Genomic DNA, 15,083 nt, shown 5'->3' with positions numbered 1-15,083 from the left:
CGCCGCCGGACTTATACAACACCCCTGACGGGAGCCGCAAGGCATCTGTCAGGGGTGTTGTGCATTTCCCAGACAATTGCCTTGGAGTGCAGGATCTGCAGTTCTTTGATTCGGGTGGCGCAGAGTGGGTGATGTGGATCGGCAGTTGAAGCCCTCGATCACCCGGTCGAAGGTATGCGTGCTCCCAGGGGCTACTTGCCGTAACGACGCTCTCGTTGCGCGAAGGAGCGCAGGGCACGCAGGAAGTCCACGCGTCGGAAGTCGGGCCACAGGGCTTCACAGAAGTAGAACTCACTGTGGGCGCTCTGCCAGATCAAGAATCCGCTGAGGCGTTGCTCACCACTCGTCCGAATGATCAGGTCGGGGTCGGGCTGGCCCTTCGTGTACAGGTGGTTGGAAATGTCGTCGATCTCCAGGCGCTCCGCCAACTCCGCGAGCTGCGTCCCCTTCTCGGCCTCCGCCTGCAGGAGGGAGCGGACCGCGTCGCGGAGCTCGTGCCGGCCGCCATAGGCCACCGCGACATTGATGTGCATGCCCTGGATGGTGGACGTCCGTTCCTGGGCCTCGGACAGCGCGTCCGACATGGCTTGGGGGAGCAGAGCCCGGTCGCCGACGATCTGGACTCGCCACGTTCCCTTGGCTGCAAGATCGAGCACCAGCTGCTGAATCACGTCCAGAAGAGGCTGGAGCTCGTCGTCCCCGGCGCGGGAGAGGTTCTCGGTGGAGAGGACCCACAGCGTGATGACCTTGATGCCGACCTCGTCGCACCAGCCACAGAAGTCCTCGAGCTTGCCGGCACCCGCACGGTAGCCGGCAACCAGGGGCTGGTCGGGAGCGTTCATGCGGGCCCAACGACGGTTTCCGTCCGCCAGCACGGCGATGTGCTGGGGAAGGTTTGATCGGTCGAGCTCTGCGCTCAGGCGCGACTCGTAGGTGGAGTAGAGGAGGCCGGAGGGGTGGAGACGATCGATCGCCTCGCTGAATCGTTCCATGCCTGCCATGGCGCCACAATATCCAGCCGTGCGGCCGAAACGTCCACCGATGTTGCCCCAGCGCCAACCTACGGTACCGTAGGTTGTATGAAGCAGATGCAGACCGAAGGCCTGGGCGACACCGTCCAGGAGCGCGTCGAGGAATTCGCGGACGCGCTCAAACCGCGGCTGCGCGGCTGGTTCCACCAGGGATTCACGCCCGTCATCCTGCTGGCGGGGCTGGTGCTGGTCGCCTTCGGGCGCACGGCATCGATCCGGTTCGCGTCCGCCATCTATCTCGTCTCGGCACTGCTGCTGTTCGGCAACTCCGCCTTCTACCACCGGGGGAACTGGACGCCCAAGGTCAAGGCGGTCTTCCGCCGTGTCGACCACGCCAACATCTTCGTGTTCATCGCCGGCACCTACACACCCCTGAGCGTCGCCATGCTGCACGGACGCAGCCTGGTGCAGATCCTGGTGCTGATCTGGACCTGCGCGCTCGTGGGCGTCCTGTTCCGCGTCTTCTGGATCGATGCGCCACGCTGGCTCTACGTCGGCCTCTACGTCGCGATGGGTTGGGCAGCCGTCGGATGGATGTCCCAGTTCCTGGAAGCAGGTGGTGCTGCTGTCGTGGCATTGATCGCTGCTGGCGGGCTGGTCTACACCGTCGGGGCACTGGCGTACGCCTTCAAGTACCCGAACCCGTGGCCGGAGTGGTTCGGATTCCACGAGATCTTCCACATCTGCACGATCATCGCGGCGATCTGCCACTTCATCGCGATCTGTCTGGTGGCTTTCTGACCCTCGCCGGGCCCGGGGACCGGGGTGGGGCTATCTGGCACAGCACATCACTCGTGGGCGGCGATGAGCTCCCGCAGGGCTGATTCGAGGCGCTCGTCCAGGCCGAGCTCGGCGATCTTGACCAGACGACGGGCACTGGCCGGGTTCGCGTCCACGATGGCCATCACGCGGTCCTTGGTGAGGAACTCGATCTCTGCCTGGTCCAGGAAGGCGGCCACGCGGGCCGGCACCTGGTTGTCGTGCAGCGTCAGGGGCTCGGTGAAGACGATCTCGGCGCCGGTGCGGGTGTTGACTGGCCCGAGGTCGATCTCCTGGCTGCCCGTCGACTCGTCCCACACGCTCTCGTGGCCCTGCACGGCTGCGGGGGCTGCTCCGAACAGCACGACGCGGTAGTCGCGCGTCGCGGGGACCACGTCCAGGTTCCCCTCGGCGGGGTGGATCGTGAAGCGTCCGCCTGCCCAGTCCAGGGTGAACCGGGTGCGAGCGGCTCGCGCGTCCACGGCGTCGTCGTCCTCGTACAGGACGAACTCACCGGCGTCCCCGGCGAAGACGCGGATCTCCAGGCTGGCTGGGTTCTCGACGCGCAGATCGTCCTCGCCCGTCAACGGGACGATGGCGCCGGCCTTGGCCAGCACGGGGTACTGGCCCAGTCCACGGTGCAGTTCGACGAACTTGTCACCGGTGTAGACCAGTCCGGTGAAGATGTCGGTCCAGGTGCCGCGTGGCAGCCAGGCCTTCACCCGCCCGGCGTTGAGGCGTGGATCATTCGGCTCGGTGATCGCCGCGACCACCAGCTCCGTGCCGAACCAGTACTGGTTGTCGACCTGGAAGGCCTCCCATTGGTCACCATGCGACCAGTACATGGGGCGCAGCAGCGGTGAGAGCGTCCGGTTGCCCAGCTCGTTCATCGTGTACAGGTAGGGCACCATCCGGTGGCGGAAGCGCAGGAAGCGTCCCATCACCTGTTCGGCAATGGCGTCGAAGCGCCAGGGCTCCTTGCCGCTGAACCGGGCCTTGGTGGAGTGCAGGCGCGTCACCGGGCTGAACACGCCGAACTGCAGCCACCGGGTCGCGAGTTCGTCGTCCTTGGTGCCGAACATGTGGCCCCCGATGTCGTGGGACCACCAGCCGTAGCCGATGTTCGAGGCGGTGGCGGTCATGTACGGCTGGAAGGCCAGGGAACTCCAGGAGATCACCGAGTCGCCGGAGAAGCCGACCGGGTAGCGGTGCGACCCGGGCCCGGCGTAGCGGGAGAAGGTGAGCGGACGACGACCGGTGCGCGCGTTGTCGAGGAAGTGGAAGTGGTTCAGCAGCCACAAGGGGTCGAGGCCGGGGATGGAGCTGTGGCCGCCCTGCTGCCAATCGAGCCACCAGAAGTCGACGCCCTCGTCCTCGAGCGGGTGGTGGACCAGTTCGAGGTAGTTCGCGAGGAAGTCGGGGTCGGCGATGTCGAAGTTGACGGGTAGCTCGGAGGCTGGGTCGATGCCCATCGCCTCGGCCACCCGCCGGTAGGCCTCCTCGTGGGCCCGGATGCCGTCGGCCGGGTGGACGTTGAGCGCGATCTTCATCCCGTGCTCGTGCAGCCAACGCAGGAAACCGACGTGGTCGGGGAACAGCTCGGGGTTCCAGGTGTAGCCCGTCCAGCCGTTGCCGAAGCGCTCGGGTATGTCAACCAGGTGCCAGTCCATGTCGACGACCGCCACCGAGAAGGGCAGGTCCTCGGCCTCGAAACGTTCGATCAGCGCCTGGTACTCGTCCTGGGTGTAGTCGTGGTAGCGGCTCCACCAGTTGCCCAGCGCGTAGCGGGGCAGCACCGGCTGCGGGCCGGTGAGGCGGTAGAAGTCGGCGACGGCATCGGCGAAGTCGTGGCCGTAGGCGAAGACGTAGGTGTCCGAGTAGCCGTCCAGGCGCGGTTCGAACCATCCGTCGTCGGTCATGGGCAGCGTGTCGTCCGGCAGGGAGGCGATGCCGAGCTCGTTGAGCAGACCGGGCTCCAGGGGCGTGGCGCCGTCGATGGTGTCGAGGGTGCGCACAGTGCCGCCCAGGTTGTTGCGCAGGTTCACGTGGCTGGCGAAGTCGCTGGTCGGGTCCTCGCCCGGACGCCAGACGGAGTGGTAGCTGCCCGAGAGCGTCTTGATCGACAGCGTGGCCGGGGTGGGCTCGCCGCCGGCATAGTCGAGCTGGATGGCGCCGGTGAGCACCTGGACGCCTTCGCCCCTGCGGTTCACGGTCAGCGGGGGGACGCCGAACCGGCGGTTCAGCACCATCTGCGTGGCGCGGTCTTCGAAGTTCCCGCTGGGGGAGTGCTCCACCCGCACCAACCGGTCGGTGAGGAAGGTGAGGCGCACGGTGTCGAAGACCAGTACCGCGTCGGGTGCTGCCTTCGGTGTGATGGCCAGGTGGAAACGTTCGGGCAGCTGCGGCATGTGGCCCAGCCTAGAACGCGCCACCGGGCCGGCGAGCCGAGGGCGGCACCCAGTTGAACAATTGGTGAAGCTGACGGCGCGGCGTGGCCCACGGGCCCGGGCGCGTCGTAGCTTGGGGCTCATGGACGGACCACGACGGGCTCCCGGGGGAATATCCCTGTGGCCCCCCGCGGACATCGTCCAAAGCTGTCGACCCTGACCGATCTGGGGCCGGCTGCGCAGCGGAGGGCCCCTCACTGCTCGAGGAGTGCCGTGCTCAAGCCCCATAACCAGCATGTGACAGACCCATACGTGACCAGCGACGCCGACGCATCCGTCGACACCCAGGCCAAGACCTACGTCATCGACACGTCCGTGCTGCTCAGCGACCCGCGGGCCATGCTGCGCTTCGCGGAGCACGAGGTGGTGCTGCCGATCGTGGTGATCGCCGAACTGGAGGGCAAGCGGCACCATCCGGAGCTGGGCTACTTCGCCCGTTCTGCGCTGCGCCTGCTGGACGACCTGCGCATCGAGCACGGGCGGCTGGACGAACCGGTGCCGGTGAACGATGCCGGCGGCGTGCTGCACATCGAGCTCAACCACACCGACCCGGAGCGGCTGCCGCATGGCTTCCGCCTCGGTGACAACGACTCCCGGATCCTGGCGGTGGCGATCAACCTGTCCGCCGAGGGCAAGGATGTCGTCGTGGTCAGCAAGGACCTGCCGATGCGCGTCAAGGCCTCAGTCGTCGGTCTGGAGGCCGAGGAGTACCGTGCCGAACTGGCCGTCGACAGTGGCTGGACCGGCATGACCCAGCTCGACGTCGACGCGTCGGTGGTGGACGCGCTGTACGAGGGCGGGGTCGCGGACGTCCCACAGGCCGCCGACCTGCCCTGCCACACCGGGCTGGTGCTGCACGGTGGCGGCGGGTCTGCATTGGGGCGCAAGCTGCCGTCCGGGCAGGTGAAGCTGGTGAAGTCCGACCGGGACGCCTTCGGCATCCACGGACGCTCCGCTGAGCAACGCGTCGCGCTGGACCTGCTGCTCGACCAGGAGGTCGGCATCGTCTCCCTCGGCGGCCGCGCCGGGACGGGCAAGTCGGCGCTCGCGCTGTGCGCCGGTCTGGAGGCGGTGATGGAGCGCCGCCTGTACCAGAAGGTGATGATCTTCCGTCCGCTGTACGCGGTCGGCGGCCAGGAGCTCGGCTACCTGCCCGGCACCGAGACCGAGAAGATGGCGCCATGGGGTCAGGCCGTCTTCGACACCCTCGGCTCGGTCACCAACAAGTACGTCATCGACGAGATCATCGCGCAGGACATGCTGGAGGTGCTGCCGTTGACGCACATCCGCGGGCGTTCCCTGCACGACGCCTTCGTGATCGTCGACGAGGCGCAGTCGCTCGAGCGCAATGTGCTGCTCACCGTGCTTTCGCGCATCGGCCAGAACTCGCGCGTGGTGCTCACCCATGACGTCGCACAGCGCGACAACCTGCGGGTGGGACGCCATGACGGTATCGCCGCCGTGGTGGAGCGGTTGAAGGGCAACCCCTTGTTCGCGCACGTCACGCTGAACCGTTCGGAGCGTTCGCCGATCGCCGCGCTGGTCACTGAGATGCTGGAGGACGCGCTCTGAGCGTTCGTTGCGAGTGGGCCCTCGTTGAGGGCGCGCCCGCGCCGGTTCAGGCGCGGGCGGTGTGGATGGCGTAGTCGATGTGGTGCCCGTCACGGTTGACCCTGACCGTGACGGTGCCCACGTCGCTGCTCAGTTCGCGCAGGCGTGCGTCCAGTGGGGCGGAGGCTCGTTCGCACCAGACCGCGAGCAGGCCGCCGGGGGACAGGCGAGCGATCGCCGAGGACAAGAGGTCGGGCTCGTAGAGCGGCGCGTTGTGGTCGTGCACCAGGAAGCTGGGTCCGTTGTCGACGTCCAGCAAGATTGCGTCCCAGCTGTGGGTCGCATCGCGCAGGACGTCCTTCACGTCGGCGTGGACGAGGGTGGCGCGTGGGTCGTCGGCGACCCGGGTCAGGGTGTCGACCAAGCTGGCTCGTGCCCAGGTGATGAGGGCACCGGAGAGTTCCACGACCGTGACCCGGCAGTGGGGGAGCCGGTCGAGCAGGGCGCCCGCGGTGAACCCCAGGCCCAACCCACCAACCAGCACGGAGGTCGCATCATTGGGGACGATGTCGGCCAGCGCGACCTCGCTGGAAGCGTCCGCGGTGTCCATCGCGAACATGCCGTTGACGATGAGCTCGACGATCGCCTCGGGGTCTTCACGCCGGCCGCGACGGCGCAGGGCGATGTCGAATCCGTCGGAGTCGTCGAAGCCCAGGGTGGTCAGCTCGTCCATGGGTTGCTCCTGTTCATCGTTCATCTTGGTCGCAGGGAACATCGTCGCAGCCCCGGTAGGATGCGCCGGTGCGCAACAACAAGTTCACCGGATGGAACATGGTCGTCGCGATGTTGGTGATTCTCGTGCCGGCGGCGCTGATCTACCAGTTCTTCTCGGTCACCCCGGACGAGCCGAACCTGGCCACCGTCGACTGGAAGCCGGCCGTCGCCGAGGCGCGCACGAAGGCCAACTACCCGGTGCTCGCACCACAGGAGCTGGGCGATGATTGGAAGGTGACCAAGGCCAAGTTCGTCGAGAAGGGCAAGGCCATCACCTCGAAGGCCACGGCTGTCGGCAACACGTGGTTGTTCGGAGTGCACGGCCCGGACAAGTTCTACTACGAGGTCGAGCAGCGCGACGCCGACCCGGCCGGGCTCGCGCGGGAGGCCAGCCGCACCGGTTACGCGGACGGCTCGTCGACCATCGGCGCGAAGACCTGGGCGCGCATGACCTCACCCGACGACCGGACCCACTGCCTGTTCGACCAGCAGGGCGAGGTCGGAACCGCCGTGTGTGCCGACACCAGCTGGGAGTCGCTGGAATCCTTCGTGGGGAAGCTCCGCGCCAGCTGACTGTCAGGGCCAGCTGATCATCTAGGCCAGCTGACGACCAGTGCCAGCTGACTACCCCTGGCCGTCGTAGTCCTGCGCGTCCGTGGTGGACGCCTGCGCCGTGCGGGCGGCCTCGATCTTGGCCTTCGCGCCATCGAGCCAGCCCTGACAGATCGCGGCGAGTTCCTCACCCCGGGTCCACAGGGTCATCGACTCGGCCAGCGGCACGCCTCCTGACTCGAGGCGGCGCACCACCTCGCCGAGTTCCTCGCGGGCCTGCTCGTAGCTCAACTTCTCGGTGTTCTGCTCGGTGTCGGCCATGGGTGGCTCCTCACTCGTCCGTCTCGTCGTTGAATTCTTCGTCCGCGAGGCCCATCTGTTCGCCGCTTCCGTCGGCGATCCCCCGCACGCCGAGCGTCAGCTGCCCGTCCGCGACGTAGGCCAGCACGTCGTCGTCCAGGTCGACGTCGAAGATGCTGGAGACTGATCGTCCCTCGCCGTCGACCAGGATCGAGTAGCCGCGTTCCAGCGTCGCCTTGGGCGACATCGCCCGGATGCGCGCCAGGTCATGGGCGACGGACGTCGACTGGCCGCTCAGCACCTGGTTGATGGCGCGCGACAGCCGGCCCCGGGCCAGTTCCAACCGGTCATAGTGCGCCTCGAAGGAACCGGTGGGGTTCTGCAGCACGGGACGGCTGCGCAGCTGGTCCAGCTGGTGCTGCTCGGTGCGGACCCGCTGCACGATGGCCTGCCTGATCCGGTCCTTGGCCTGCGCGACGCGACGCGCCTCGTCGGCGGCATCGGGGACGACGCGTTTGGCCGCATCGGTGGGCGTGGACGCGCGGACGTCGGCGGCCAGGTCGATGATCGGGGTGTCCGGCTCGTGCCCGATGGCGGAGACGATGGGCGTCCGGGCGGCAGCGACGGCGCGCACCAGTCCCTCGTCCGAGAAGGGCAGCAGGTCCTCCAGCGAACCGCCGCCGCGGGCGATGATGATGACGTCGACCTGTGGATGGGCGTCCAGCTCGGCCAGGGCGACCATCACCTCGGCTGCGGAGTCGGGGCCTTGGACGCGGGCGTGGCGCACCTCGATCTGGGCTCCCGGCCAGCGTCCGAGCACGTTGGTCACGACGTCGCGTTCGGCGGCGGAATCGGCGCCGGTGACCAGGCCGATGCGTCGCGGCAGGAAGGGCAGCCGCTTCTTGCGCACCGGGTCGAACAGGCCTTCGGCCTGCAGCATCCGCTTTCGCGTCTCCAGCATTGCCAGCAGCCGCCCCTCGCCGGCGACCCGGATCTCGCGGCACTCGAAGGTAAGCGACCCACTCTTGGACCAGACGGTCGGCTTGATCCAGGCAGTGACGGTCATGCCCTCGGTCAGGGGCCCGGCGGCGTCCAGCACCTGGGTCGAGCAGGTGATGGTGGCCGAGGTCTCGGCCATTCGGTCTCGCAAAGTGAGGAAGTGTGTGGACGCGCCCGCACGGCGACGCATTTCGATCACCTGCGCCTCGACCCAGACGGCACCGCACCGCTCGACCCAGCCCTTGACCGCCTGGACCACGCGTCCCAGCGGCTGCGGCTGTTCCGGGGAGCTGTCCATCGCCATGGCGACCACCCTAGGGCTTAGCACTGACAACTACCGTTGTGGACATGAGCAGAGCAGGCGCCCAGGCCAGTCGACCAGCGGACGGACGAGCAGCGGCGAGGCGCTCGCCGTGGCGGGCGGTGGCGGTCTTCGTCGTCGTGGCCGTGGCGCTGGGGTTGTTGGCGCTCGCCACATCGTTGGCCCTGCTGGACGAGGCGAACGGCACCGGCGCGGGAGTTGCCGATGACCTGGTCACTGGTCTGGCGCTGGCCGTGGCCGGGCTGGCTGCCGTGCGGTTCGCCGGACCGACGCTGCTGCCCCCGGCGGTTGGACGAGCGCAGCACCGGGCCCACACGGTGCTCGGCTTCGCGTCGGGTGTCTTCTTCCTGTTGGCCCTGTGGGCGTGCACCCAGCACGGCTGGACGGGTTTCGGGGCGGTGGCCGGGGTGCCCTTCGTGGTGTGGGCGCTGGTGGAGCTCGCCGCCGTGCTGGCCGCCGAGTACGGCTGGCGCGGCGTGCTGCAGCCCCTGCTCGAGAACAAGATGCCGCGCACCGCGGCTGCACTGCTGGTCGGCGTTGCGTGGTGGCTGTGGCAGCTCCCGGTGCTGATGACCGGCGGCGAGGCGGTGCTACGACTGCTGTCGACCCTGGTGCTCTCGATGCTGCTGGGTTTCCTCGGCAATGGTTCACCGTGGCAGCGGGCGCTCCCGGCCGGGCTCGCGCGCTGGATGATGGTCATCGCCGCCTACCAGTTCGCCGGCGACGACGTGATCGCCACCGACGGATGGTGGGCCCGCCACCTGCTGGCAGCCGTCATCACCACGGCGGTCTTCCTCGCGATGTTCGTCATCGCGACCCGCCGTCGGCGCGCCCGCGCCGCTGCTGCCGCGGCCTGAGCCAGCGGTTGGCTCCCCGGTAGAGTGGAGCCCATGAGCGAAACCGCCAAGCATGTCGTCGTCGCCGCCCCGCGTGGCTACTGCGCCGGGGTCGACCGAGCCGTCGTGACGGTGGAGAAGGCGCTGGACGTGTATGGCCCGCCCGTCTACGTCCGCAAGCAGATCGTCCACAACAAGCACGTCGTGGAGACCCTGGAGCAGCGCGGGGCGATCTTCGTCGAGGAACTCTCCGAGGTACCCGAGGGTGCGACCGTCGTGTTCAGCGCCCACGGCGTCTCCCCGGCCGTCCACGACGAGGCCGCCGAGCGGGCGCTCAAGACGATCGACGCGACCTGCCCCCTGGTGACCAAGGTGCACCACGAGGCGAAGCGGTTCGCCAAGCAGGATCTTCCCATCGTGCTGATCGGCCACCAGGGCCATGAAGAGGTCGAGGGGACGATGGGCGAGGCGCCCGAGCACATGACGCTGGTGCAGCACCCCAGCGACGTGGACGGACTGGACCTGCCCACCGACAAGCCCATCGTGTGGCTGTCACAGACCACTTTGAGCGTGGACGAGACGATGGAGACCGTTGACCGGCTGCGCGAGAAGTTCCCGCTGCTGACCAACCCGCCCAGCGACGACATCTGCTACGCCACGCAGAACCGCCAGCTGGCCGTGAAGCAGATCGCCGCGCACTCTGACCTGGTGATCGTGGTGGGCTCGCAGAACTCGTCCAACTCGGTAAGGCTGGTCGAGGTCGCGCTGGAGGCAGGCGCGAAGGCCTCCTACCGCGTCGACAATGCCTCCGAGATCGACCCGGCCTGGCTGGAGGGCGTGCTCACTGTGGGCGTCACCTCCGGTGCGTCCGTGCCGGAGGAGCTGGTGGACGGGGTGCTGGAGTACCTCGAGGCGCACGGCTTCCCGAAGGCCGTGGAGGAGCGGCTGACCGAGGAGTCGCTGACCTTCGCCCTGCCGCCGGAATTGCGCAAGGACCTGCCGAAGCACGCGATCAAGCACTGACCACGTGGTGTCGGCCACAGGGTTCCTCAGACCAGGAAGCGGTAGAAGGGGGAGTCCGGGCTGACCACCTCGGCGTGGATGCCCGAGGAGTCCAGGCGTTCCAGCAGGTGCGGGTACTCGGCGGGATCACCCAGCTCGATGCCCACCAGCGCGGGACCGATCTCGCGGTTGGAGCGCTTCACGTACTCGAAGTAGGTGATGTCGTCGTCGGGGCCGAGCACGTCGTCGACGAAGCGGCGCAGCGCTCCCGGCTCCTGCGGGAAGCTGACCAGCAGGTAGTGCTTGCGCCCCTCCTGGATCAGGGACCGCTCCACGATCTCCGCGTACCGGGAGACGTCGTTGTTGCCGCCGCTGACGATCACGACGACCGTCTGCCCGGGTTGGACGGTGACCGGGGCGGTGTCGCGGGCAGATCGCAGGGATGCGGCGGCCAGGGCTCCGGCGGGCTCGGCGATGATCCCGTCGGTCTGGTACATCGCGAGCATCTCGGTGCAGATCTCCCCCTCCGGAACGGCGACGACCTCCACGGCTGCCTCCTGCACCATCGGGAAGGTGACCGCGCCGGCCTTGGCGACGGCGGCGCCGTCGCAGAAGGTGTCGATGCCGGTCAGCTCGACCGGCTCACCTTGGGCGAGTGCGGCGGCCATGCAGGCCGCGCCGGCGGGTTCCACGCCGACGATGCGGGTGCTGGGGGAGTGCTCGGCGAACCAGGCGGCGCAGCCGGCGAGCATGCCGCCGCCACCGACCGGGACGAGCAGCAGGTCGGGTGAGGTGCCCAGCTGGTCGAGGATCTCCTTGGCGACGGTGCCCTGACCGGCCGCGGTACGGGGGTCGTCGAAGGCGGGGACGATCGTGGCGCCGGTCTCGGCGGCGACGCGCTTGGCGGTGTTCGACGCCTCATCATAGGTGTCACCGATGACCACCAGCTCCACCCAGCCCTGACCGAGAGCAATCATCCGGTCGCGCTTCTGCCGGGGCGTGGTGGACGGGACATAGATCGTGCCCTTGATGCCCAGCGCGGCACAGCTCCACGCGACGCCTTGGCCGTGGTTGCCAGCCGAGGCGCAGATGACACCGGCGTCACGCTCGGCGTCGGTGAGCTGGCTGATCAGGTTGTAGGCGCCGCGCAGCTTGTAGGAGCGCACGGGCTGCAGGTCTTCGCGCTTGAACCAGACCTCGGCGCCGGTCGCCTCGCTGAGGCGGTCGTTGCGCTGCAGGGGGGTGCGGACGGCCACCCCTTCGAGGTTATGGGCGGCGGTCGCCACCAGCCCGGCGAGCTCTGCGAGTGAAGTCACCGGCCGATTCTAGGCGTGGCGCCGCGCGGTGGCGTCGCCATCCCAGCTGGTCAGCTGGACTTCTTGCGCGTCTGCAGGCTCACCACGGGGGCATCGGGAGCGAGCAGGTCGTCGAGGGTGGGCTGGTCGCGGGTCAATGCTTCCTGCTCCGGGAGCGTCCGCTCGTCGGTGCCGGGTTCCAGCGCCTCGAGCTCGTCGGCGATGGAGGCGGTCAGCTCGGCCGAGGTCAGCTGGCGGGGGGTCTCCTTCACCGGCGTGCCCTGCGCCAGCTCGGCGTGGGTGACCTCGAGCTCGTTGAACTTGCGAGCGGTGACCATGACGCGGCCCTCGAGCGAGCCGAGCGTCGAGTTGTAGGCCTTGACCGCCTGGGTGAGGCCGCGTCCGACGCCGTCGAAGTGGGCGCCCATCTTGCCCAGGCGCTCGTAGAGCTCACGGCCGAGCGTTGCGACCTGCGCGGCACTCTCGGCCAGTGCAGCCTGCTGCCAGCCGTGCGCGACGGCGCGCAGCAGCGGGATCAGGATGCTGGGGGTGGCCAGGGTGATGTTGCGGCGCGCCGCGTACTCGTGCAGGTCGGGCATCTGTTCGTGGGCGGCCTGCAGGAAGGCCTCACTCGGCATGAACAGGATCGTGAACTCGGGCGTGTTCTTCTCCAGCTTCCAGTACTGCTTGCCCGACAACTGGTCGATGTGGGTGCGCACGTGGCGGGCGAAGGTGGACAGGTGGGTGTCGCGCAGGGAGTCATCGGCGGCCTCGTAGGCGTCCAGGAAGGCCGACAGCGGCACCTTCGAGTCGACGAAGAGCACCTTGCCGTCGGCGAGGTTGACCTTCATGTCGGGGCGCAGCACGCCGTCGTCGGTGCTGGTGGAGGTCTGCAGGTCGAAGTCGCAGCGTTCGACCATGCCGGCGAGCTCGGCCACGCGCTTGAGCTGGGTCTCGCCCCAGGTGCCGCGCACCTGCGGCTTGCGCAGTGCGCTGACCAGGGAATTGGTCTCGCGGCGCAGGTTCTCGCTCGTGACCAGCACCGAGTTGATCTGCTCGCGCATCTCGGCGGTGGCGCTGGCGCGCTCCCGCTCGACCTGGTTGATGCGGTCGTTCATCGTCTTCAGGCTCTCGGCCACCGGCGTCATCAGGTCCGCGGTCGCCTTCAGGCGGGCTTCGGCGATCACGTCGGCCTGCTTGCCCTGCTGCTCGAGGGTCTCGCTGGACAGCACCTTGAAACGGTTCTCCATCGACTCGCGGTCGGCGGCCAGCTCCTCCGCGCGGCGGACGGCGGCGTCCCGTTCCGCCGTGACACCCACCAGACGGGCCGCCACGTCGGCCTGCTCGCTGCGGGCCTGGGCCACCTGGGCGTTGGCCTGGGCGATCTTGGCCTCGACGTCACTGGCGTCGGCGCGGGAGCCAGCGGCCTCGGCCTTGGCCCGTTCGGACTCCGCCTTGGCGCGTTCGAGGTCGGCGCGGATGTCTGCCACCTGGCTCCACGCCTTCGCGGCATCGGTGCGCACATTGGCCACCTCGGCGCGGGCACCTGCGACCTCCGAGCGGGCGGTCGCCGCCTCAGCCCGCGCGCCAGCCGCCTCGGCGCGCGCCTCGGACAGCGCGCCCTCACCGGCGGCGGTCAGTGCGGCGGCGCGTGCGCGGGCGACCTGTAGGGCGGCGAGGGTGCCGACGAGCAGGCCAGCGAAGAGCCCAATGGCGAGCATGATCACGGCGGTGGTGTCCATGGTGTCCACTGTGCCGGAGGGCACTGACAGTTCTTCGCAGCCCACCCCGGGCAGGGCCGGATCGGTATCGAACAAACGTCCGCTGGGTCCACGGCCCGGCCCGCTGTCGTGGGCAGGGCGATGGAATACTGACCCCATGCCCAGCGACTCCGCACTCGAACTCATCGCCGGCTTCGGCGACTTCGTCACCTCGTCCCCGACCAGCTACCACGCGGTGGCCGAGATGGCGGCCCAGCTCACGTCTGCCGGGTTCACCGCGCTGGACGAGAAGACGGCCTGGGATGACGTCGCCGGCGCCCACTTCGTCGTCCGGGACGGTGCCTTGATCGCATGGCTGACCCCCGACTCGGTTGACGACCAGACGGGCTTTCGGATCGTCGGGTCGCACACCGACTCCCCGGCCTTCAAGCTGAAGCCGAACCCCGTGCGCACCGTCGAGGGCTGGCAGCAGTTCGGGGCCGAGGTCTACGGCGGCGGTCTGCTGAACTCGTGGCTCGACCGTGAACTGGGTCTTGCCGGGCGGCTGGTCACCATCGACGGAACCGTCACGCTGGTGCGCACCGGACCGATCGCCCGGATCGCCCAATTGGCGCCCCACCTGGACCGCAGCGTCAACGACAACCTGCACCTGGACCGCCAACAGCACCTGATGCCCTTCTACTCCCTCGACCCGGGCCTCGACATCGAGGAGTACCTGTGCCGGATGGCCCGGATCGACGCGAGTGACCTGGCCCACCACGACGTGTTCACCTTCCCGACCGAGGCGCCGGCGGTGTTCGGGCCGGACGAGGAGTTCTTCGCCTCATCCCGGATGGACAACCTGTCCAGCGTCTACGCGAGCCTGCGCGCACTCCTGGACGCCGAACCCGGACCCGATGTCGTAGTGCTGGCCGCCTTCGACCACGAGGAGGTCGGGTCGTCGACGCGATCCGGTGCCTGCGGCCCCTTCCTGGAGGACGTGCTGGTGCGGCTGGCCGAGGGGATGGGGATGATGGGCGACGGCTACCGCGCGATGCTGGCCCGTTCGTCGTGCCTGAGCGCGGACGCCGGCCACGCCGTGCACCCCAACTACGTCGGGATGTTCGACCCCAACAACCACCCGGTGCTCAACGGTGGGCCGCTGCTCAAGATCAACGCCAATCAGCGCTACGCCACCGACGGCGTCGGCGGTGCGCTGTGGAAGCGGGCCTGCGAGGCGGCTGATGTTCCCACCCAGCCCTTCGTCAGCAACAACGCCGTGCCCTGTGGGTCGACGACCGGTCCGCTGACCGCGACCCGGCTGGGCATCACGACCGTCGACGTGGGGATCCCGCTGGTGAGCATGCATTCCGCCCGCGAGCTGTGCGGGGTGGAGGATCCGTGGTACTTCACCCGGGCGATCGGTGCCTACTGGGCCGGGGCCTGACGGGACAGGTCACCGTTTCGTGACATCTGGTCAAGGGATCGTGCGGTTACTCGACGATGTCCCGGAGC

Annotated in this window: 13 protein-coding genes; 6 read left to right on the top strand and 7 right to left on the bottom strand. The window is 68.6% G+C overall.

Annotation, left to right across the window (positions count from 1 at the left end; all coding sequences use genetic code 11):
* Positions 1–191 precede the first annotated feature (191 nt).
* A complete protein-coding gene (locus ABD089_RS08410; protein ID WP_343885862.1) occupies positions 192–1,001 on the bottom strand; it encodes an isoprenyl transferase in 810 nt (269 codons plus the stop codon).
* A gap of 78 nt (positions 1,002–1,079) precedes the next feature.
* On the opposite strand from ABD089_RS08410, the gene trhA reads away from it, so the two are divergent.
* Complete coding sequence (trhA, locus tag ABD089_RS08405) at positions 1,080–1,772, top strand: PAQR family membrane homeostasis protein TrhA (RefSeq protein WP_343885861.1); 693 nt, start codon at positions 1,080–1,082, stop codon at positions 1,770–1,772.
* A gap of 47 nt (positions 1,773–1,819) precedes the next feature.
* On the opposite strand, the gene ABD089_RS08400 is transcribed toward trhA, so the two are convergent.
* Positions 1,820–4,198: a glycoside hydrolase family 31 protein gene (locus tag ABD089_RS08400; protein WP_343885860.1), complete on the bottom strand. Its 2,379-nt coding sequence runs from the start codon at positions 4,196–4,198 to the stop codon at positions 1,820–1,822.
* Between the two features lie 276 nt (positions 4,199–4,474).
* Here ABD089_RS08400 and phoH2 point away from each other — a divergent pair, with 276 nt between their 5' ends.
* Positions 4,475–5,809: an RNA 5'-3' helicase PhoH2 gene (gene phoH2, locus ABD089_RS08395; protein WP_343885859.1), complete on the top strand. Its 1,335-nt coding sequence runs from the start codon at positions 4,475–4,477 to the stop codon at positions 5,807–5,809.
* A 46-nt stretch (positions 5,810–5,855) separates the two neighbouring features.
* Here phoH2 and ABD089_RS08390 read toward each other — a convergent pair whose 3' ends face one another.
* On the bottom strand, positions 5,856–6,521 hold the full coding sequence (locus ABD089_RS08390) for a spermidine synthase (protein WP_343885858.1): 666 nt from the start codon (positions 6,519–6,521) through the stop codon (positions 5,856–5,858).
* A gap of 68 nt (positions 6,522–6,589) precedes the next feature.
* Here ABD089_RS08390 and ABD089_RS08385 point away from each other — a divergent pair, with 68 nt between their 5' ends.
* A complete protein-coding gene (locus ABD089_RS08385; protein ID WP_343885857.1) occupies positions 6,590–7,135 on the top strand; it encodes a DUF4245 domain-containing protein in 546 nt (181 codons plus the stop codon).
* A gap of 51 nt (positions 7,136–7,186) precedes the next feature.
* On the opposite strand, the gene ABD089_RS08380 is transcribed toward ABD089_RS08385, so the two are convergent.
* Both ABD089_RS08380 and xseA read right to left on the bottom strand, forming a co-directional pair.
* Positions 7,187–7,435, bottom strand: coding sequence for an exodeoxyribonuclease VII small subunit (locus ABD089_RS08380; protein WP_343885856.1), 249 nt, complete (start codon positions 7,433–7,435; stop codon positions 7,187–7,189).
* 10 nt (positions 7,436–7,445) lie between these two features.
* Positions 7,446–8,717, bottom strand: coding sequence for an exodeoxyribonuclease VII large subunit (gene xseA, locus ABD089_RS08375; RefSeq protein ID WP_343885855.1), 1,272 nt, complete (start codon positions 8,715–8,717; stop codon positions 7,446–7,448).
* A 44-nt stretch (positions 8,718–8,761) separates the two neighbouring features.
* Here xseA and ABD089_RS08370 point away from each other — a divergent pair, with 44 nt between their 5' ends.
* Both ABD089_RS08370 and ABD089_RS08365 read left to right on the top strand, forming a co-directional pair.
* Positions 8,762–9,592, top strand: a complete 831-nt coding sequence (locus tag ABD089_RS08370) for a CPBP family glutamic-type intramembrane protease (protein WP_343885854.1) — start codon at positions 8,762–8,764, stop codon at positions 9,590–9,592.
* 33 nt (positions 9,593–9,625) lie between these two features.
* Entirely contained in the window at positions 9,626–10,594 is a 969-nt protein-coding gene (locus ABD089_RS08365; protein ID WP_343885852.1) for a 4-hydroxy-3-methylbut-2-enyl diphosphate reductase, read from the top strand.
* A gap of 26 nt (positions 10,595–10,620) precedes the next feature.
* On the opposite strand, the gene ilvA is transcribed toward ABD089_RS08365, so the two are convergent.
* The gene (gene ilvA / locus ABD089_RS08360; RefSeq protein WP_343885851.1) at positions 10,621–11,889 is read right to left on the bottom strand and encodes a threonine ammonia-lyase IlvA; all 1,269 of its coding nucleotides are present in this window, start codon (positions 11,887–11,889) and stop codon (positions 10,621–10,623) included.
* A 50-nt stretch (positions 11,890–11,939) separates the two neighbouring features.
* Positions 11,940–13,610, bottom strand: a complete 1,671-nt coding sequence (locus ABD089_RS08355) for a DNA recombination protein RmuC (RefSeq protein ID WP_343885849.1) — start codon at positions 13,608–13,610, stop codon at positions 11,940–11,942.
* A gap of 136 nt (positions 13,611–13,746) precedes the next feature.
* Between ABD089_RS08355 and ABD089_RS08350 the strand changes: the two genes are divergently transcribed.
* The gene (locus ABD089_RS08350) at positions 13,747–15,015 is read left to right on the top strand and encodes a M18 family aminopeptidase (RefSeq protein WP_343885848.1); all 1,269 of its coding nucleotides are present in this window, start codon (positions 13,747–13,749) and stop codon (positions 15,013–15,015) included.
* The last annotated feature ends 68 nt before the right edge of the window (positions 15,016–15,083 follow it).

The sequence above is a fragment of the Luteococcus sanguinis genome (genome assembly GCF_039527675.1).
GTDB lineage: Bacteria > Actinomycetota > Actinomycetes > Propionibacteriales > Propionibacteriaceae > Luteococcus > Luteococcus sanguinis.
The sequence above is the reverse complement of the archived record's forward strand: the minus strand, read 5'-3'. Positions and strand labels throughout refer to the sequence as shown.

What these genes read in the sequence shown, in the direction of transcription:
- ABD089_RS08355 (WP_343885849.1), bottom strand. Translation starts at nt 13,610, where the DNA reads ATGGACACCACCGCCGTGATCATGCTCGCCATTGGGCTCTTCGCTGGC.
- ABD089_RS08400 (WP_343885860.1), bottom strand. Translation starts at nt 4,198, where the DNA reads ATGCCGCAGCTGCCCGAACGTTTCCACCTGGCCATCACACCGAAGGCA.
- ABD089_RS08390 (WP_343885858.1), bottom strand. Translation starts at nt 6,521, where the DNA reads ATGGACGAGCTGACCACCCTGGGCTTCGACGACTCCGACGGATTCGAC.
- ABD089_RS08410 (WP_343885862.1), bottom strand. Translation starts at nt 1,001, where the DNA reads ATGGCAGGCATGGAACGATTCAGCGAGGCGATCGATCGTCTCCACCCC.
- ABD089_RS08380 (WP_343885856.1), bottom strand. Translation starts at nt 7,435, where the DNA reads ATGGCCGACACCGAGCAGAACACCGAGAAGTTGAGCTACGAGCAGGCC.
- ABD089_RS08365 (WP_343885852.1), top strand. Translation starts at nt 9,626, where the DNA reads ATGAGCGAAACCGCCAAGCATGTCGTCGTCGCCGCCCCGCGTGGCTAC.
- ABD089_RS08370 (WP_343885854.1), top strand. Translation starts at nt 8,762, where the DNA reads ATGAGCAGAGCAGGCGCCCAGGCCAGTCGACCAGCGGACGGACGAGCA.
- xseA (WP_343885855.1), bottom strand. Translation starts at nt 8,717, where the DNA reads ATGGCGATGGACAGCTCCCCGGAACAGCCGCAGCCGCTGGGACGCGTG.
- ABD089_RS08350 (WP_343885848.1), top strand. Translation starts at nt 13,747, where the DNA reads ATGCCCAGCGACTCCGCACTCGAACTCATCGCCGGCTTCGGCGACTTC.
- trhA (WP_343885861.1), top strand. Translation starts at nt 1,080, where the DNA reads ATGAAGCAGATGCAGACCGAAGGCCTGGGCGACACCGTCCAGGAGCGC.